Source organism: Pseudomonas sp. BRM28, from assembly GCF_002939405.1.
GTDB classification, from domain to species: Bacteria; Pseudomonadota; Gammaproteobacteria; order Pseudomonadales; family Pseudomonadaceae; genus Aquipseudomonas; species Aquipseudomonas palmensis.
In genome coordinates this window covers 339,086-356,476 of sequence record NZ_PEFV01000001.1, presented here as the reverse complement: position 1 = coordinate 356,476, position 17,391 = coordinate 339,086, and the positions used below count along the sequence as shown (strand labels likewise).

Annotated in this window: 15 protein-coding genes; 14 read left to right on the top strand and 1 reads right to left on the bottom strand. The window is 64.2% G+C overall.

What is annotated here, in order from left to right; genetic code table 11:
• Positions 1-15 precede the first annotated feature (15 nt).
• From dnaE to ispD, 8 genes are all read left to right on the top strand, one after another.
• Positions 16-3,537, top strand: coding sequence for a DNA polymerase III subunit alpha (gene dnaE / locus CR917_RS01715; RefSeq protein ID WP_058541490.1), 3,522 nt, complete (start codon positions 16-18; stop codon positions 3,535-3,537).
• Positions 3,538-3,643: 106 nt separating this feature from the next.
• Positions 3,644-4,591 carry an acetyl-CoA carboxylase carboxyltransferase subunit alpha gene (locus CR917_RS01710; protein ID WP_043863266.1) on the top strand — a complete coding sequence of 316 codons (948 nt, stop codon included), beginning with the start codon at positions 3,644-3,646 and terminating at the stop codon, positions 4,589-4,591.
• 63 nt (positions 4,592-4,654) lie between these two features.
• Positions 4,655-5,938: a tRNA lysidine(34) synthetase TilS gene (tilS, locus tag CR917_RS01705; RefSeq protein WP_104571827.1), complete on the top strand. Its 1,284-nt coding sequence runs from the start codon at positions 4,655-4,657 to the stop codon at positions 5,936-5,938.
• A gap of 271 nt (positions 5,939-6,209) precedes the next feature.
• A complete protein-coding gene (locus CR917_RS01700; protein WP_043863268.1) occupies positions 6,210-7,838 on the top strand; it encodes a CTP synthase in 1,629 nt (542 codons plus the stop codon).
• Positions 7,839-7,841: 3 nt separating this feature from the next.
• On the top strand, positions 7,842-8,687 hold the full coding sequence (kdsA, locus tag CR917_RS01695) for a 3-deoxy-8-phosphooctulonate synthase (RefSeq protein ID WP_104571826.1): 846 nt from the start codon (positions 7,842-7,844) through the stop codon (positions 8,685-8,687).
• 155 nt (positions 8,688-8,842) lie between these two features.
• Entirely contained in the window at positions 8,843-10,132 is a 1,290-nt protein-coding gene (eno, locus tag CR917_RS01690; RefSeq protein WP_043863270.1) for a phosphopyruvate hydratase, read from the top strand.
• Between the two features lie 160 nt (positions 10,133-10,292).
• On the top strand, positions 10,293-10,571 hold the full coding sequence (ftsB, locus tag CR917_RS01685; protein ID WP_043863271.1) for a cell division protein FtsB: 279 nt from the start codon (positions 10,293-10,295) through the stop codon (positions 10,569-10,571).
• A complete protein-coding gene (ispD, locus tag CR917_RS01680; protein ID WP_043863272.1) occupies positions 10,568-11,278 on the top strand; it encodes a 2-C-methyl-D-erythritol 4-phosphate cytidylyltransferase in 711 nt (236 codons plus the stop codon). Before ftsB ends, ispD begins: the two co-directional genes overlap by 4 nt.
• A gap of 94 nt (positions 11,279-11,372) precedes the next feature.
• Here ispD and CR917_RS01675 read toward each other — a convergent pair whose 3' ends face one another.
• A complete protein-coding gene (locus CR917_RS01675) occupies positions 11,373-12,269 on the bottom strand; it encodes a LysR substrate-binding domain-containing protein (RefSeq protein ID WP_043863273.1) in 897 nt (298 codons plus the stop codon).
• Positions 12,270-12,375: 106 nt separating this feature from the next.
• Here CR917_RS01675 and CR917_RS01670 point away from each other — a divergent pair, with 106 nt between their 5' ends.
• The 6 genes from CR917_RS01670 (at position 12,376) to CR917_RS01645 (ending at position 17,364) form a co-directional block, all read left to right on the top strand.
• Positions 12,376-13,488: an S-(hydroxymethyl)glutathione dehydrogenase/class III alcohol dehydrogenase gene (locus CR917_RS01670; RefSeq protein ID WP_043863274.1), complete on the top strand. Its 1,113-nt coding sequence runs from the start codon at positions 12,376-12,378 to the stop codon at positions 13,486-13,488.
• A gap of 8 nt (positions 13,489-13,496) precedes the next feature.
• Positions 13,497-14,345 (top strand): S-formylglutathione hydrolase, encoded by an 849-nt coding sequence (fghA, locus tag CR917_RS01665; protein ID WP_043863275.1) that lies wholly within the window; start codon positions 13,497-13,499, stop codon positions 14,343-14,345.
• A 76-nt stretch (positions 14,346-14,421) separates the two neighbouring features.
• Positions 14,422-14,895, top strand: a complete 474-nt coding sequence (gene ispF, locus CR917_RS01660) for a 2-C-methyl-D-erythritol 2,4-cyclodiphosphate synthase (protein ID WP_043863276.1) — start codon at positions 14,422-14,424, stop codon at positions 14,893-14,895.
• On the top strand, positions 14,892-15,950 hold the full coding sequence (gene truD / locus CR917_RS01655; RefSeq protein WP_043863277.1) for a tRNA pseudouridine(13) synthase TruD: 1,059 nt from the start codon (positions 14,892-14,894) through the stop codon (positions 15,948-15,950). The genes ispF and truD overlap by 4 nt, the downstream gene beginning before the upstream one ends.
• Entirely contained in the window at positions 15,938-16,687 is a 750-nt protein-coding gene (surE, locus tag CR917_RS01650; protein ID WP_043863278.1) for a 5'/3'-nucleotidase SurE, read from the top strand. The genes truD and surE overlap by 13 nt, the downstream gene beginning before the upstream one ends.
• On the top strand, positions 16,687-17,364 hold the full coding sequence (locus tag CR917_RS01645) for a protein-L-isoaspartate(D-aspartate) O-methyltransferase (protein ID WP_162484879.1): 678 nt from the start codon (positions 16,687-16,689) through the stop codon (positions 17,362-17,364). The genes surE and CR917_RS01645 overlap by 1 nt, the downstream gene beginning before the upstream one ends.
• Positions 17,365-17,391: the final 27 nt, after the last annotated feature.

Below are 17,391 nucleotides of genomic sequence, written 5' to 3'. Positions count from 1 at the left end.
TGCTATAGGATCATCATGTCGGCTTCTTTCGTTCATCTTCGCCTGCACACCGAATTCTCGCTGGTCGATGGCCTGGTGCGGATCAAGCCGCTGGTCAAGGCCCTGGCCGGGATGAACATGCCGGCGGTGGCCGTCACCGACCAGAGCAACATGTGCTCGCTGGTCAAGTTCTACAAGACCGCCATGGGCAGCGGGATCAAGCCGATCTGCGGGGCCGACCTGTGGCTGTCCAACGCCGACCCCGACCTGCCGCTGTCGCGCATCTGCCTGTTGGCGATGAACGCCAAGGGCTACCGCAACCTCACCGAGCTGATCTCCCGTGGCTGGATGGACGGCCAGCGCAATGGCGTGGTGGTCATCGAACGCGAGTGGATCGCCCCGGCCAGCGAGGGCCTGATCGCCTTGTCGGCGGCCAGGGAAGGCGATATCGGCATGGCACTGCTGGGCAACAACCCGCAGGAAGCCGAGGCCCTGCTGCGCGACTGGATGGCGATGTTCCCCGATCGCTTCTATGTCGAGGTGCAGCGCACCAACCGCAGCGGCGACGAAGAGTACCTGCACGCCGCCGTGGCCCTTGCCGACCGCCTGGGCGCGCCGCTGGTGGCCACCAACGACGTGCGCTTCATCAAGCAGACCGACTACGACGCCCACGAAACCCGGGTGTGCATCGGCGAAGGCCGTGCACTGGACGATCCGCGGCGTTCGCGCAACTACAGCGACCAGCAGTACCTGAAAAGCCCGGAAGAAATGGCCGAGCTGTTCAGCGACCTGCCCGACGCCCTGGCCAACACGGTCGAGATCGCCAAGCGCTGCAACATCGAGGTGCAGCTGGGCAAGCACTTCCTGCCCGACTTCCCCACGCCCAACGGCATGGGCATCGACGAATACCTGCGCCATGTGTCCCATGAAGGCCTGGAAGAGCGCCTGGCGGTGCTCTGGCCCAAGGACACCACGCCCAACTATGAAGAGAAGCGCCAGGTCTACCTCGACCGGCTGAAGTTCGAGCTGGACATCATCATCCAGATGGGCTTCCCCGGTTACTTCCTGATCGTTATGGACTTCATCAAGTGGGCCAAGAACAACGGCGTGCCGGTAGGTCCGGGCCGGGGGTCGGGTGCCGGCTCGCTGGTGGCCTACGTGCTGAAGATCACCGACCTCGACCCGCTGGCCTACGACCTGCTGTTCGAACGTTTCCTCAACCCTGAACGGGTCTCGATGCCCGACTTCGACGTCGACTTCTGCATGGACGGTCGCGACCGCGTGATCGAGTACGTGGCCGATGCCTACGGGCGCAATGCGGTGAGCCAGATCATCACCTTCGGCACCATGGCGGCCAAGGCGGTGGTGCGTGACGTGGCGCGGGTGCAGGGCAAGTCCTACGGCCTGGCCGACCGCCTGTCGAAGATGATTCCGTTCGAAGTCGGCATGACCCTGGAGAAGGCCTACGAGCAGGAGGAAATGCTGCGCGACTTCCTCAAGACCGACGAGGATGCCAAGGAAATCTGGGACATGGCCCTCAAGCTCGAGGGCGTTACCCGGGGCACCGGCAAGCACGCCGGTGGCGTGGTCATCGCGCCGACCAAACTCACCGACTTCTCGCCGATTGCCTGTGACGAAGAGGGCGGCGGCCTGGTAACCCAGTTCGACAAGGATGACGTGGAGGCGGCCGGCCTGGTGAAGTTCGACTTCCTCGGCCTGCGTACCCTGACCATCATCAAGTGGGCGATGGAGACGATCAACCGCGAGCAGGCCAAGGCCGGCCTGCCGGACCTGAACATCGACTTCATCCCGCTGGACGACAAGAAGACCTACGACCTGCTGCAGAAGGCCGAGACCACTGCGGTATTCCAGCTCGAGTCGCGCGGCATGAAGGAGCTGATCAAGAAGCTCAAGCCCGACTGCCTGGAAGACCTTATCGCACTGGTGGCACTGTTCCGCCCGGGCCCGCTGCAATCGGGCATGGTGGACGACTTCATCAACCGCAAGCACGGCCGCGCCGAGCTGGCCTACCCGCACTCCGACTACCAGTACGAAGGCCTCAAGCCGGTACTGGCGCCGACCTACGGCATCATCCTGTACCAGGAACAGGTGATGCAGATCGCCCAGGTGATGGCCGGCTACACCCTCGGCGGTGCGGACATGCTGCGCCGGGCGATGGGCAAGAAGAAGCCCGAGGAAATGGCCAAGCAGCGTGGCGGTTTCATCGAAGGCTGCGCCACCAACAACATCGACCCGGACCTGGCGGGCAACATCTTCGACCTGGTGGAAAAATTCGCCGGTTACGGTTTCAACAAGTCCCACTCCGCCGCCTACGGCCTGGTGTCGTACCAGACCGCCTGGCTCAAGACCCATCACCCGGCCGCGTTCATGGCTGCGGTACTGTCGGCGGATATGCACAACACCGACAAGGTGGTGACCCTGATCGAGGAAGTGCGCAGCATGAAGCTGCGCCTCGATGCACCGGATGTGAACACCTCCGACTTCAAGTTCACGGTCAACGACGACGGCCGCATCGTGTATGGCCTGGGCGCGATCAAGGGCGTGGGCGAGGGCCCTGTCGACGCGATCGTCGAGGCGCGCAGCAGCGGGCCGTTCAAGGACCTGTTCGACTTCTGCGAGCGGGTCGACCTCAAGCGCATCAACAAGCGCACCCTCGATGCATTGATCCGCAGCGGTGCACTGGATCGCCTGGGGCCGTTCTTCCACGACGAGATCAAGGCCTACCAGGCCAACATCGACCGTAATCGCGCGGTGCTGCTGGGGGCGATGGAAGAGGCGATCAAGTCGGCCGAACAGACCGCACGCACCCACGACAGCGGGCACTCGGACCTGTTCGGCGGATTGTTCGTGGAGGCCGACGCCGACGTCTATGCCAACCACCGCAACGCCCGCGAGCTGACCCTCAAGGAACGCCTGCGCGGCGAGAAGGACACCCTGGGCCTGTACCTGACCGGCCACCCGATCGACGAGTACGAAGGCGAGATCCGCCGTTTCGCCCGTCAGCGCATCATCGACCTCAAGCCGGCCCGCGATACCCAGACCGTGGCCGGCATGATCATTGCGCTGCGCGTGATGAAGAACAAGAAGGGCGACAAGATGGGCTTCGTGACCCTCGACGACCGCTCCGGGCGCATCGAGGCGTCGCTGTTTGCCGATGCGTTCATGGCCGCGCAGCCGTTGCTGCAGACCGACGCGATGGTGGTGGTCGAAGGGGAGGTCAGCAATGACGACTTCTCCGGTGGCCTGCGCCTGCGGGTCAAGCGCGTGATGAGCATGGAAGATGCACGTACCAACCTGGCCGAAAGCCTGCGCCTGAAGATCCATGCCGACGCCCTCAAGGGCGACCGCCTGGCGTGGCTGGGCGAGCTGTTCAAGCGCCATCGCGGCGCGTGCCCGATCAGCATGGAATACACCGGCAACGATGCGCGCGCCCTGCTGCAGTTTGGCGAAGGTTGGCGCATCGACCCCGCGGACGGACTGATTCAGGCCCTGCGTGACCAGTTCGGGCGTGAGAACGTCTTCCTGCAATATCGATGAATTGATGAATTTTTAATCTCGACCTGAATGCGCCTGATCCCTTAAGGTAGGGCGCCAAACGGATCAACCGGCCGGCCGCCTGGCCGTCGACCCAAGACGGATGCCTATGAACCCGAATTTTCTGGATTTCGAACAGCCGATTGCTGACCTGCAAGCCAAGATCGAAGAGCTGCGCCTGGTCGGCAATGACAACTCGCTGAACATCGGCGATGAAATCGCCCGTCTGCAAGACAAGAGCAGCACGCTGACCGAGAGCATTTTCGGCAACCTGACCAGCTGGCAGATCGCGCGCCTGGCGCGTCACCCGCGTCGTCCGTACACCCTGGACTACATCGACCACATCTTCACCGAGTTCGACGAGCTGCATGGCGACCGCCACTTCTCCGACGACGCCGCGATCGTTGGTGGCATCGCCCGCCTGGACGACCAGCCGGTGATGGTGATCGGTCATCAGAAAGGCCGTGAAGTGCGCGAGAAGGTACGCCGCAACTTCGGCATGCCACGCCCTGAAGGCTACCGCAAGGCGTGCCGCCTGATGGAAATGGCCGAACGCTTCAAGATGCCGATCCTGACCTTCATCGACACCCCGGGCGCCTACCCCGGCATCGACGCCGAAGAGCGCAACCAGAGCGAAGCGATTGCCTGGAACCTGCGCGTGATGGCTCGCCTGAAAACGCCGATCATCGCCACCGTGATCGGCGAAGGCGGTTCGGGCGGTGCACTGGCCATCGGCGTTTGCGACCAGCTGAACATGCTGCAGTACTCCACCTACGCGGTGATTTCGCCGGAAGGCTGCGCCTCGATCCTGTGGAAGACTGCCGAGAAGGCTGCTGACGCAGCCGAAGCGATGGGCATCACGGCCGAGCGCCTCAAGGGCCTGGGTATCGTCGACAAGGTGATCGGCGAACCACTGGGCGGCGCACACCGTGACCCGGCGGCAGCCTCGGCCAACATCCGCGCTTCGCTGATCGAGCAGTTGGACATGCTCAAGGCGTTCGACAACGACGCGCTGCTCAAGCGCCGTTATGATCGCCTGATGAGCTACGGGCTCTGATCTGAACTCATCGGTGGCCCTTTCGCTTCTGTAGGAGCCGGCTTTGCCGGCGAAGGGCCACCGATGATCGACCTGCGCAACACCCTGTCCCCCTGGCACCAAGCTACCGGCTGGTGCGTCGCCCTCTCTGGCGGCCTAGACTCCACCGTGCTGCTGCACCTGCTGGCCCAACAGCCGGCTGCGCCCCTTCGTGCCCTCCATGTCCACCACGGTCTGCAAGCCGCTGCCGATGCGTGGCCGGCCCACTGCCAGCGCCTGTGCGACAGCCTGGGCGTACCGCTGGACATCATCCATGTGCACGTCGCCCCAGGCGCCAGCCTGGAGCAGGGCGCCCGGGACGCGCGCTATGCAGCCTTCGCCCGGGCCCTGCGCCCGGGCGAACTGCTGCTGACCGGCCAGCACCGCGACGACCAGGCCGAGACGCTGCTGTTTCGGCTGTTGCGCGGGACCGGCCTGCGTGGCCTGTCGGGGATGCCGGCGCAGCGGGCGCTGGGGCAGGGCAGCCTGCTGCGACCCTTGCTGGATACCCCGCGTGATGAACTGCTGGCCTACGCCACCGCGCATGGCCTGCACTGGATAGAAGACCCCAGCAACGATGACACCCAGTTCTCGCGCAACTACCTGCGCCACCAGGTTCTGCCGGCGCTGACCCGACGCTGGCCCCAGGCGGCGCGCAGCCTGGCGCGCAGCGCCGCGCACCTGGCCGAGGCGCAGGGCCTGCTCGATGAAGTGGCGCAGCAGGACCTCGCACAAGCCTCGACCCCTGATGCCTTCGCCTGGTTGGGCTGCCCGTCGCTGGATCTGGAGGTGCTGCGCCAACTGTCCCCGGCACGCCAGCGCAACGCCCTGCAGTACTGGCTGGCGGCGCGCACGCGCCTGCCGGACACCCGCCACTGGTCGGGTTGGGAAGACGTGCGCGATGCCGGCGGCGAAGGGCGTCCTGTATGGCGCCTGGCCGATGGCGAGCTGCACCGCAGTGGCCTGCGTATCTACTGGCTGGATGCGCACTGGCTCACGCCGCCGGCGCAGCCGGTGCCTTGGCTCGACCCGCGCCAGCCGCTTGCACTGCCCGGCAATGGCCAGTTGACACTAAGCGGCAGGTTGCCGCAGGGCCCGCTGCAGGTGCGCTATCGCCAGGGCGGCGAGAGGATGGCGGTCGAGGGCAGAGGCCATCGCGACCTCAAGCGGTTGCTCAACGAGCGCCAGCTACCCTTGTTCGCCCGCCAGCGCGTGCCGCTGCTGTACCGCGACGGGCAGTTGCTGGCGGTGGCCAACCTGCCGGGGCTGGGGCTTGCCGACGGGCAACTGCACTGGTGCGTACCGACAAGCGCGCAAGGTTTGAGATGAAAGGGACACTCCGGTAGACTACGCTCCCTTCTTGATACAACTTCTGTGACTTCATCTGAATCACGGCAGTTGCCGATTACCAAGCAGTTTTTTGCTGGGCGATTCTAAAAATGTTTAGCGAGCTCCTTACCGGGTTTTCAACCCCCGGTCTGACCAGGCGCGGCAGTTTTTTAAGATGCACTGTGATTGACGCAGGTGATCGGGGGCTTCGGCCTTCCTTCGCTTTCCCCGGCGGCACTGACCGCTTTAACGCAGACTTCTAGGGTTTTTCATGACGCGCTACATATTCGTCACGGGCGGTGTTGTTTCTTCATTGGGGAAAGGCATTGCCTCGGCTTCATTGGCGGCCATCCTGGAGGCGCGGGGGCTCAAGGTCACCATGCTCAAGCTGGACCCGTACATCAACGTCGACCCGGGCACCATGAGCCCGTTCCAGCACGGTGAAGTGTTCGTCACCCACGACGGCGCCGAGACCGACCTGGACCTGGGCCACTACGAGCGGTTCATCCGCACGACCATGACCCAGAACAACAACTTCACCACCGGCCGCGTGTACGAGCACGTGCTGCGCAAGGAGCGCCGTGGTGACTACCTGGGTGCCACCATCCAGGTGATCCCGCACATCACCGACGAAATCAAGCGCCGCATCATCAAGGGCGCCGGCGATGCCGACGTGGCCATGGTCGAGATCGGCGGTACCGTGGGTGACATCGAGTCGCAACCGTTCCTCGAGGCCATCCGCCAGCTGCGCTTCGAAGTGGGCGCCAAGCGCGCGATGCTGATGCACCTGACCCTGGTGCCGTACATCGCCACCGCCGGCGAGACCAAGACCAAGCCTACCCAGCACTCGGTCAAGGAGCTGCGCTCCATCGGCCTGCAGCCGGACGTGCTGGTGTGCCGTTCCGATCACCCGATCGACAGCTCGTCGCGCCGCAAGATCGCGCAGTTCACCAACGTTGAAGAACGTGCGGTGATCGCGCTGGAAGACGCCGACACCATCTACAAGATCCCGGGCATCCTGCACTCCCAGGGCCTGGACGACTTCGTCGTCGAGCGTTTCGGCCTGCAGTGCGGCAGCGCCGACCTGTCCGAGTGGGACGCGGTGGTCGATGCCAAGCTCAACCCCGAGCACGAAGTCACCATCGCCATGGTCGGCAAGTACATGGAACTGCTCGATGCCTACAAGTCGCTGATCGAAGCGATGAGCCATGCCGGCATCAGCAACCGCACCAAGGTCAACCTGCGCTACATCGACTCCGAAGACATCGAGAACCAGGGCACCGGCCTGCTCGAAGGCGTGGACGCCATCCTGGTACCGGGCGGTTTCGGCCTGCGCGGCGTGGAAGGCAAGATCACTGCCGTTCAATACGCTCGCGAGAACAAGGTGCCTTACCTGGGTATCTGCCTGGGCATGCAGGTGGCGGTCATCGAATTCGCCCGCAACGTGATGGGCTGGAAGGACGCCAACTCCACCGAGTTCGATCGCGCCAGCGGTCACCCGGTGGTGGGCCTGATCACCGAGTGGGAAGATGCCACCGGCGCGGTCGAGACCCGTACCGAAGCCTCGGACCTTGGCGGCACCATGCGTCTGGGCGCCCAGGAGTGCCAGCTGCAAAGCGGCTCCAAGGTGCACGACTGCTACGCCAAGGACGTGATCGTCGAGCGTCACCGTCACCGCTACGAGGTCAACAACAACCTGCTGCCGCAACTGATCGAGGCGGGCCTGGTGGTCTCGGGTCGTTCCGGCGACGGCGCACTGGTCGAAGTGGTCGAGTCCAAGGACCATCCGTGGTTCGTGGCCTGCCAGTTCCACCCGGAGTTCACCTCTACCCCGCGTGACGGCCACCCGCTGTTTAGCGGCTTCGTCAAAGCTGCATTGGCTCAAAAGAACAAGGCCTGATCCATGACCCAGAAGATCATTCGCGTCGGTAACATCGAGATCGCCAACAACAAGCCGTTCGTCCTGTTCGGCGGCATGAACGTGCTGGAATCCCGTGACCTGGCCCTGAAGGTCTGCGAAGAGTACGTGCGGGTTACCGAGAAACTCGGTATCCCCTACGTGTTCAAGGCCAGCTTCGACAAGGCCAACCGTTCGTCGATCAACTCCTACCGCGGCCCTGGCCTGGAAGAGGGGATGAAGATCTTCGAAGAGATAAAGCGCACCTTCAACGTGCCGGTGATCACCGACGTGCACGAGCCGCACCAGGCGCAGGCCGTGGCCGACGTGTGCGACATCATCCAGCTGCCGGCCTTCCTGTCGCGCCAGACTGACCTTGTTGTCGCGATGGCCAAAACCGGCGCGGTGATCAACATCAAGAAGGCGCAGTTCCTTGCACCCCAGGAGATGAAGCACATCCTGAGCAAGTGCGAAGAGGCCGGCAACGACCAACTGATCCTCTGCGAGCGTGGTTCGAGCTTCGGCTACAACAACCTGGTGGTGGACATGCTCGGCTTCGGCATCATGAAGCAGTTCGAGTACCCGGTGTTCTTCGACGTGACCCATGCCCTGCAGATGCCGGGTGGTCGCGCCGATTCCGCAGGTGGCCGCCGTGCCCAGGTCACCGACCTGGCCAAGGCCGGCCTCAGTCAGGGGCTGGCGGGCCTGTTCCTCGAGGCCCACCCGGACCCTGACAATGCCAAGTGCGACGGCCCGTGCGCCCTGCGCCTGGACAAACTGGAGCCATTCCTGGCCCAGCTCAAGCAACTGGACGAACTGGTCAAGAGTTTTCCGACGGTAGAAACCGCGTAAACCTCGATTCTCCGGTAAAGTACCGCCCGTTCATCCCCTGACCCCCGGGTCAGGGGCTTGTCCTCGTCAGGCCTGCCCGTGCGCCGACCGCCTGTGACGGACCCGGTTTTTTTCTCAGCTGCGTTGTTTTCGTCAATTCTGGAGTGCTTACAACAATGGCAAAAATCGTCGACATCAAAGGTCGTGAAGTTCTCGATTCGCGCGGTAACCCTACCGTCGAAGCGGACGTACTGCTCGACAACGGCATCATCGGCAGCGCCTGTGCGCCGTCGGGTGCTTCCACTGGCTCGCGCGAAGCGCTGGAGCTGCGTGATGGCGACAAGAGCCGTTACATGGGCAAGGGCGTACTGAAGGCCGTCGCCAACATCAACGGCCCGATCCGCGACCTGCTGCTGGGCAAGGACCCGGTCGAGCAGAAAGCGCTCGACCTGGCGATGATCAAGCTCGACGGTACTGAAAACAAAGGCAACCTGGGCGCCAACGCCATCCTCGCCGTGTCCCTGGCTGCCGCCAAGGCCGCTGCACAGGACCAGGACCTGCCGCTGTACGCGCACATCGCAAACCTCAATGGCACCCCTGGCCAGTACTCGATGCCGGTCCCGATGATGAACATCATCAACGGCGGCGAGCACGCCGACAACAACGTCGACATCCAGGAGTTCATGGTGCAGCCGGTCGGCGCCAAGACCTTCTCCGACGCGCTGCGCATGGGCACCGAGATCTTCCACCACCTCAAGGCAGTACTGAAGGCCCGTGGCCTGAACACCGCCGTGGGTGACGAGGGTGGTTTCGCACCTAACCTGGCTTCCAACGAAGACGCGCTGTCGGCCATCGCCGAAGCCATCGCCAACGCCGGCTACACCCTGGGCACCGACGTGACCCTGGCGCTGGACTGTGCGGCCAGCGAGTTCTACGAGGACGGCAAGTACAACCTGTCCGGTGAAGGCAAGTCGTTCGACGCAGCCGGTTTTGCCGACTACCTCAAGGGCCTGACCGAGCGTTTCCCGATCATCTCGATCGAAGACGGCCTGGACGAGTCCGACTGGGCTGGCTGGAAGATCCTGACCGACAAGATCGGCGACAAGGTGCAACTGGTCGGTGACGACCTGTTCGTGACCAACACCAAGATCCTGAAGGAAGGCATCGACAAGAAGATCGCCAACTCGATCCTGATCAAGTTCAACCAGATCGGCACCCTGACCGAAACCCTGGAAGCCATCCAGATGGCCAAGGCCGCCGGTTACACCGCGGTGATCTCGCACCGTTCGGGCGAAACCGAAGATTCGACCATTGCCGACCTGGCCGTGGGTACCGCTGCCGGCCAGATCAAGACCGGTTCGCTGTGCCGCTCCGACCGCGTCTCCAAGTACAACCAATTGCTGCGTATCGAAGAGCAACTGGGCAGCAAGGCTGTGTACCGTGGTCGCGGCGAGTTTCGCGGCTAAGCCAGAGATGGTAAAAAGGCCGCAGTGTGAGGCTGAAAGACGCAGCTAATCTTTCAGCAACCCTGTGCAGCAAGTGCTTTCCCCACAAAGCCTGGCTTCGGTCAGGCTTCGTGCCATCAGCCCCTTGTGCACGGGCGGCCTTTTTCCAGTGGATACCCTGATGCGTAGTCCCTATTGGTTGTTCCTCGTCTTGCTCCTGTTGCTGGGTGGCCTGCAGTACCGTCTGTGGGTGGGCAACGGCAGCCTGGCCCAGGTTGCCGACCTCAAGCAGCAGATCGCCGACCAGCACGCTGAAAACGAGCGTCTGCTGGAGCGTAATCGCGTGCTTGATGCCGAAGTGCTGGAGTTGAAGAAAGGTATGGAAACCGTCGAAGAACGCGCTCGTCATGAGCTGGGTATGGTCAAGGAGGGTGAAACCCTCTACCAGTTGGCCCAATGACGGCGTTCCTGCCTGCCTTCTGGGCAGTGATTCCTGCCGCGGGTGTTGGTGCCCGCATGGCGGCCGACCGTCCCAAGCAGTACCTGCAACTGGGCGGGCGGACGATTCTCGAGCATAGCCTCGACTGTTTTCTCGACCATCCATGCCTCAAGGGCGTGGTGGTCAGCATTGCTGCCGACGACCCTTACTGGCCGGGCCTGGCCTGCGCCAGCGATACGCGCATCCAGCGTGCGGCAGGTGGGCGCGAGCGTGCCGATTCGGTGCTCAACGCCTTGCTGCTGTTGCACGCCCAGGGCGCGGCCGACAACGACTGGGTGCTGGTGCACGATGCGGCGCGGCCGAACCTGGCGCGCGACGACCTTGACCGCCTGCTAGGCGAGCTGGCGAATGATCCGGTGGGCGGGCTGCTGGCGGTGCCGGCGCGCGACACGCTCAAGCGTGCCGATGCCAACGGGCGGGTAAGCGCCACCATCGACCGCAGCACGGTGTGGCAGGCGTACACCCCGCAGATGTTCCGCCTGGGGGCATTGCACCGTGCGCTGGCAGACAGCCTGGTGGCGGACGTGGCGATCACCGACGAGGCGTCGGCCATCGAATGGTCGGGGCAGGCGCCGCGCCTGGTCGAAGGGCGCAACGACAATATCAAGGTGACGCGACCGGAAGACCTGGAGTGGCTGAGGCAGCGCTGGGCCAATCGCGGCAATTGACCGCGGTGGCCCATTCTCTGGCAAGCCAGCCCACACAAGGGACTGCAGCACGTTCAGGGGCTGGTGAACTGCCTGTGGGAGCCCGCGACGTTTTCTACACGCTGCGGTACTCAGGCAGCTGTCCCAACTTCTCCCGTAGATAATCCACCAGCTTGCGCACCTTCGGCGACAGGTGCCGCTGTTGCGGGTACAACGCCCACACCGCCGTATTCGGCGGCTGATGCGCTTCAAGCAGCGACACCAGCGCGCCACTGCCCAGATGCTCCAGCACGTAGTAGTCCGGCAACTGGCACAGGCCCATCCCCTGCAGCGCCGCATCCAGCACCGCCTGCCCGCTGTTGCAGCGCCAGTTGCCCTGCACCCGCTGACTGATTTCCCGGCCCTCCTGCTGCAAGGCCCAGATATCCGTGCTGCCGATCAGGCAGTTGTGCCGCGCCAGCTCCGACACGCTGTGGGGCCGCCCATAGCGCTCCAGGTACGCTGGCGAGGCGCACAGGTACATGCGCCGTGGGGCCAGGCGTGCCGCCACCAGGCGTGACTCCTGCAACCGACCCAGGCGAATCGCCATGTCCATGCCTTCGTGCAGCAGGTCGAGGGTGCGGTTGGTCAGCTCGATGTCCACCCGCAACTGCGGGTACTGCGCCATGAAGCGGGTGACCAGCGGCACGATGAAGCGCTCGCCATAGGCCACCGCACAGGTCATGCGCAGCAGCCCCTTGGGCTCGCTGGTCAGGTCGCCTATGGCGCGCAGGGCCTCTTCGCGGCCATCCTGCAGGCGCTGGCAGTGCTGAAGAAAGGTCTGCCCGGCCTCACTCAAGGTCACCTTGCGCGTGCTGCGGTACAAAAGGCGCGTCTGCAGGCGATCTTCCAGGCGCGCCACCGCACGGCTCACGTGCGACGACGATACCCCCAGGCGTTCGGCTGCCGCAGTGAACTGGCCCGATTCGGCCACCGCGACGAATTCGTCGATCCCTTCCCAGCGGCTGCTCATCGATTATCCCTGCATGGCAATAATGTTTTGTGTTTGGCTCGATTATTAAGCAAAAGACGATGAATTACACTTCACGCCTGAACTGAAACCTTTGTGGAGAACCTTGATGATCAAGTCCCGTGCTGCCGTTGCCTTCGAAGCCAAGAAACCGCTGGAGATCGTCGAAGTCGACGTGGCCATGCCCAAGGCCGGCGAAGTGCTGTTGCGCGTGGTCGCCAGCGGCGTCTGCCACACCGACGCCTACACGCTGTCGGGCGCCGACCCGGAAGGCATCTTCCCGTCCATCCTGGGCCATGAAGGCGGCGCCATCGTCGAGGCCATCGGTGAGGGCGTGACCTCGGTGGCGGTGGGCGATCACGTGATCCCGCTCTACACCCCGGAATGTCGCCAGTGCAAGTTCTGCAAGTCGGGCAAGACCAACCTGTGCCAGGCCATCCGCGCGACCCAGGGCAAGGGCCTGATGCCCGACGGCACCACCCGTTTTGCCTACAAGGGTCAGCCGCTGTTCCACTACATGGGCACCTCGACCTTTTCCGAATACACCGTGCTGCCGGAAATTTCCGTGGCCAAGATCCAGAAAGAGGCCCCGCTGGAGAAGGTGTGCCTGCTTGGTTGCGGCGTGACCACCGGCATCGGTGCGGTACTCAATACCGCCAAGGTCAAGCCGGGTGACACCGTGGCCATCTTCGGCCTGGGCGGCATCGGCCTGTCGGCCGTGATCGGTGCGGTCAAGGCCAAGGCCAGCCGCATCATCGCCATCGACATCAACCCGGCCAAGTTCGAGATCGCACGCCAGCTGGGTGCCACCGACTGCATCAACCCCAAGGACTACGATCGCCCGATCCAGGAAGTGATCGTGGACCTGACCGATGGCGGCGTGGACTTCTCGTTCGAGTGCATCGGCAACGTGCAACTGATGCGTGCGGCCCTGGAGTGCTGCCACAAGGGCTGGGGCGAGTCGGTGATCATCGGCGTCGCCGGTGCCGGCCAGGAGATCGCAACGCGTCCGTTCCAGCTGGTCACCGGCCGCGTCTGGCGCGGCTCGGCATTCGGTGGCGTGCGTGGTCGCACCGAGCTGCCAAGCTATGTGGACATGGCCGAGCAGGGCGAGATCCCGCTGGACACCTTCATTACCCACACCATGGGCCTGGAAGACATCAACAAGGCCTTCGACCTGATGCATGAAGGCAAGAGCATCCGCAGCGTCATCCACTTCTGAGGTCTGCCATGAGCCTGGAAAACATCTCCTGCCAGAAGAGCTTCGGCGGCTGGCACAAGCGCTACCGGCACCGCTCCAGCGTGCTGGGGTGCGACATGGTGTTTGCCGTGTACCTGCCGCCGCAGGCGGAGCAGGGCGGCAAGCTGCCGGTGCTGTACTGGCTGAGCGGGCTGACCTGCACCGACGAGAACTTCATGCAGAAGGCCGGCGCGCACAAGCTTGCCGCCGAGCTCGGCCTGATCATCGTGGCGCCGGACACCAGCCCGCGCGGGCCACAGGTACCGGACGACCCGGACGGCGCCTGGGACTTCGGCCTGGGCGCGGGGTTCTACCTCAATGCCACCGAACAGCCGTGGGCCGAGCACTACCGCATGCACGACTACGTGGTGGATGAGCTGCCGGCACTGGTGGAGGCGCATTTCCCGGCCTCCGCTGCGCGCAGCATCAGCGGTCACTCCATGGGTGGGCACGGCGCGCTGGTGTGCGCCTTGCGCAACCCCGGGCGCTATGTGTCGGTGTCGGCGTTCTCGCCCATCGGCAACCCGATGGACTGCCCCTGGGGCCAGAAGGCGTTCAGTCGCTACCTGGGCGAGGAGCGTTCGCGCTGGCGCGAATGGGATGCCAGCGTGCTGATCGCGCAGGCGCAGGAAACGCTGCCGCTGCTGGTCGACCAGGGCGATCGCGACGACTTCCTGCAAACCCAGCTCAAGCCCGAAGTGCTGGCCCAGGCCGCGCAGGCGGCTGGCTACCCGCTGACGTTGCGCCTGCAGCCTGGCTACGACCACAGCTACTACTTCATCGCCAGCTTCATCGATGACCACCTGCGCCACCATGCGGCGGCATTGGGGCGGGCGTAGGGCTAGTCCTACAAATAAGCCAAACCCCCGGCAAAGCAGGTAGAATCACGCCCTGACTCAATCAGGGCGTTTTTTTATGCGTATTGGCCACGGCTACGATGTGCACCGCTTCGCGGAAGGCGATTTCATCACCTTGGGTGGGGTGCGCATTGCGCACAAGTTCGGCCTGCTGGCCCATTCCGACGGCGATGTGCTGCTGCACGCGCTGAGCGATGCACTGCTGGGCGCCGCCGCGCTGGGTGACATCGGCAAGCATTTCCCCGATACCGACCCGCAGTTCAAGGGCGCCGACAGCCGCGTGCTGCTGCGCCACATCCTGTCGATCATCCATGCCAAGGGCTGGAAGGTGGGCAACGTCGACGCCACCATCGTGGCCCAGGCACCCCGGATGGCCGCGCACATCGAAACCATGCGTACCCTGATCGCCCAGGACCTGCAGGTCGAGCTCGACCAGGTCAACGTCAAGGCCACCACCGAAGAGAAGCTCGGCTTCACCGGCCGTGAAGAAGGCATCGCCGTTCACGCCGTCGCGTTGTTGCTGCGCGCATGACCGAACTCGAACTGCTCGGCCCGCAGGCAGCCGGGCCGGCGCTGGGCAGCGCCATCCTCAAGGCCACGGCCGAAGATTTCCAGGTCGATGAAGTGCTCGACATTCCCCTGTCGGGTGAAGGCGAGCACTTGTGGCTGTGGGTCGAGAAACGCGACCTCAATACCGAGGAGGCCGCCCGCCGCCTGGCCCGCGCCGCCGGCGTACCGCTGCGCACCGTGAGCTATGCCGGCCTCAAGGACCGTCAGGCGCTGACTCGCCAATGGTTCAGCCTGCACCTGCCGGGCAAGGCCGACCCTGACCTGAGCGCGGCTGAAAACGAAACCCTGAGCATCCTCAGACACACCCGCCACTCGCGCAAACTCCAGCGTGGCGCGCACTCGGCCAACGGCTTCACCCTGCGCCTCACAGCGCTCAGCGCCGATCACCAGGCCCTGGACGCGCGCCTCGAGCAATTGCGCATACAAGGCGTGCCCAACTACTTCGGCAGCCAGCGCTTCGGCTTTGCGGGCGGCAACGTGCACGATGCGCGCCAGTGGGCCGAGCGCAAGGCCCTGCCCGAGCAGCGCAATGTGCGCTCGCGGCTGCTGTCCAGCGCACGCAGCTACCTGTTCAACCGGGTGCTGGCCGAGCGGGTTGCCGATGGCAGCTGGCAACAGGCTCAGGTCGGCGACCTGCTGGCGTTCACCGACAGCCGCAGCTTTTTCGCGGCGGGCGAGGCCGAGTGCAGCGATCCGCGCCTGGCAATACTCGACCTGCACCCTACCGGGCCGCTGTGGGGCGAGGGCCTGCCGGCCACCAGTGGGGCAGGCGGTGCGATCGAGCAACGCGTGGCCGAACAGGAGGCAGCCCTGTGCCAATGGCTGGGCAATGCCAACCTCAAACAGGAACGTCGCATTCTGCGGCTGCCCATTGGCGGCTTGACGTGGCATTATCCCGAGCCTGATATCCTGCAACTGGAATTCGTCCTTCCGGCCGGATGCTTCGCCACCGTGGTGGTGCGCGAACTCGTCGATCTGGTGCCGGCAGGGCAGACGGACAGCCCATGCGTATTCTGATTTCGAACGACGACGGGGTCACCGCACCCGGTCTCGCCGCGCTGCATGCTGCGCTGGCGGATTATGCCGAGTGCGTGGTGATTGCCCCGGACCAGGACAAGAGCGGCGCCAGCAGTTCGCTGACGCTCGACCGCCCGCTGCATCCGCAGACCCTGGCCAACGGCTACATCAGCCTCAACGGCACACCGACCGATTGCGTGCACCTGGGCCTGAACGGGCTGCTGGAGCATCCGCCGGACATGGTCGTCTCGGGTATCAACCTGGGCGCCAACCTGGGCGATGACGTGCTGTACTCGGGCACGGTCGCCGCGGCGCTGGAAGGTCGATTCCTGGGGGGCACCTCGTTTGCCTTCTCGCTGCTCTCGCGCCTGCCGGACAACCTGCCCACTGCCGCCTATTTCGCGCGCAAGCTGGTCGAGGCGCATGCAAGCCTTGAGCTGCCACCGCGCACCGTACTCAATGTGAACATTCCCAACCTGCCGCTGGAGCACATCCGTGGCATCCAGCTGACACGCCTGGGGCATCGTGCACGTGCGGCGGCGCCGACCAAGGTGGTCAACCCGCGCGGCAAGGAAGGCTACTGGATCGCGGTGGCCGGCGACGCCGAGGATGGCGGCCCGGGTACCGATTTTCACGCGGTGATGCAGGGCTATGTCTCGATCACCCCGCTACAGCTTGACCGCACCTTCAACGATGCCTTCGACCGTCTCGAGGGTTGGCTGGAGGGGCTGCTCTGATGCGAGAGCCGGAGGATCTGATGCGCCATGGTATCGGTTTTACTTCGCAGCGAACCCGTGAACGGCTGATCCAGCGTTTGATCGAGGAAGGCATCAAGGACCAGCGGGTGCTCGAGGCCTTGCGCAACATCCCGCGGCACATGTTCGTCGACGAGGCGCTGTCGCACCGTGCGTATGAAGATACCGCCCTGCCCATCGGCAACAACCAGACCATCTCGCAGCCGTTCATGGTCGCGTACATGAGCGAGGTGCTGCTGGAGGACGGTCCGCTGGACAAGGTGCTGGAGATCGGCACCGGGTCTGGCTACCAGACAGCAGTGCTGTCCAGGCTGGTGGAGCGGGTGTTCTCGGTAGAGCGCATCAAGCCCCTGCAGGACCGCGCCAAGGAACGGCTGGTCGAGTTGAACCTGCGCAACCAGGTGTTCCGCTGGGGCGACGGTTTCGAGGGATGGCCGGCACTGGCCCCCTACAATGGCATCATCGTCACCGCCGGCGCACCCGAAGTGCCCCAGGCCTTGCTCGACCAGCTGGCACCGGGCGGGCGCATGGTGATACCGGTGGGCGCCAGTGGCGAGACACAGCAATTGCTGTTGATCGTGCGCGAAGAACAGGGCTTCTCGCGGCGCAAACTGTGTGACGTACGCTTCGTGCCGTTGCTCAATGGAACATTGAGCTGAGTCGATTTTTTTCGCGGGCGTCGAATT

What these genes read in the sequence shown, in the direction of transcription:
- dnaE (WP_058541490.1), top strand. Translation starts at nt 16, where the DNA reads ATGTCGGCTTCTTTCGTTCATCTTCGCCTGCACACCGAATTCTCGCTG.
- CR917_RS01710 (WP_043863266.1), top strand. Translation starts at nt 3,644, where the DNA reads ATGAACCCGAATTTTCTGGATTTCGAACAGCCGATTGCTGACCTGCAA.
- tilS (WP_104571827.1), top strand. Translation starts at nt 4,655, where the DNA reads ATGATCGACCTGCGCAACACCCTGTCCCCCTGGCACCAAGCTACCGGC.
- CR917_RS01700 (WP_043863268.1), top strand. Translation starts at nt 6,210, where the DNA reads ATGACGCGCTACATATTCGTCACGGGCGGTGTTGTTTCTTCATTGGGG.
- kdsA (WP_104571826.1), top strand. Translation starts at nt 7,842, where the DNA reads ATGACCCAGAAGATCATTCGCGTCGGTAACATCGAGATCGCCAACAAC.
- eno (WP_043863270.1), top strand. Translation starts at nt 8,843, where the DNA reads ATGGCAAAAATCGTCGACATCAAAGGTCGTGAAGTTCTCGATTCGCGC.
- ftsB (WP_043863271.1), top strand. Translation starts at nt 10,293, where the DNA reads ATGCGTAGTCCCTATTGGTTGTTCCTCGTCTTGCTCCTGTTGCTGGGT.
- ispD (WP_043863272.1), top strand. Translation starts at nt 10,568, where the DNA reads ATGACGGCGTTCCTGCCTGCCTTCTGGGCAGTGATTCCTGCCGCGGGT.
- CR917_RS01675 (WP_043863273.1), bottom strand. Translation starts at nt 12,269, where the DNA reads ATGAGCAGCCGCTGGGAAGGGATCGACGAATTCGTCGCGGTGGCCGAA.
- CR917_RS01670 (WP_043863274.1), top strand. Translation starts at nt 12,376, where the DNA reads ATGATCAAGTCCCGTGCTGCCGTTGCCTTCGAAGCCAAGAAACCGCTG.
- fghA (WP_043863275.1), top strand. Translation starts at nt 13,497, where the DNA reads ATGAGCCTGGAAAACATCTCCTGCCAGAAGAGCTTCGGCGGCTGGCAC.
- ispF (WP_043863276.1), top strand. Translation starts at nt 14,422, where the DNA reads ATGCGTATTGGCCACGGCTACGATGTGCACCGCTTCGCGGAAGGCGAT.
- truD (WP_043863277.1), top strand. Translation starts at nt 14,892, where the DNA reads ATGACCGAACTCGAACTGCTCGGCCCGCAGGCAGCCGGGCCGGCGCTG.
- surE (WP_043863278.1), top strand. Translation starts at nt 15,938, where the DNA reads ATGCGTATTCTGATTTCGAACGACGACGGGGTCACCGCACCCGGTCTC.
- CR917_RS01645 (WP_162484879.1), top strand. Translation starts at nt 16,687, where the DNA reads ATGCGAGAGCCGGAGGATCTGATGCGCCATGGTATCGGTTTTACTTCG.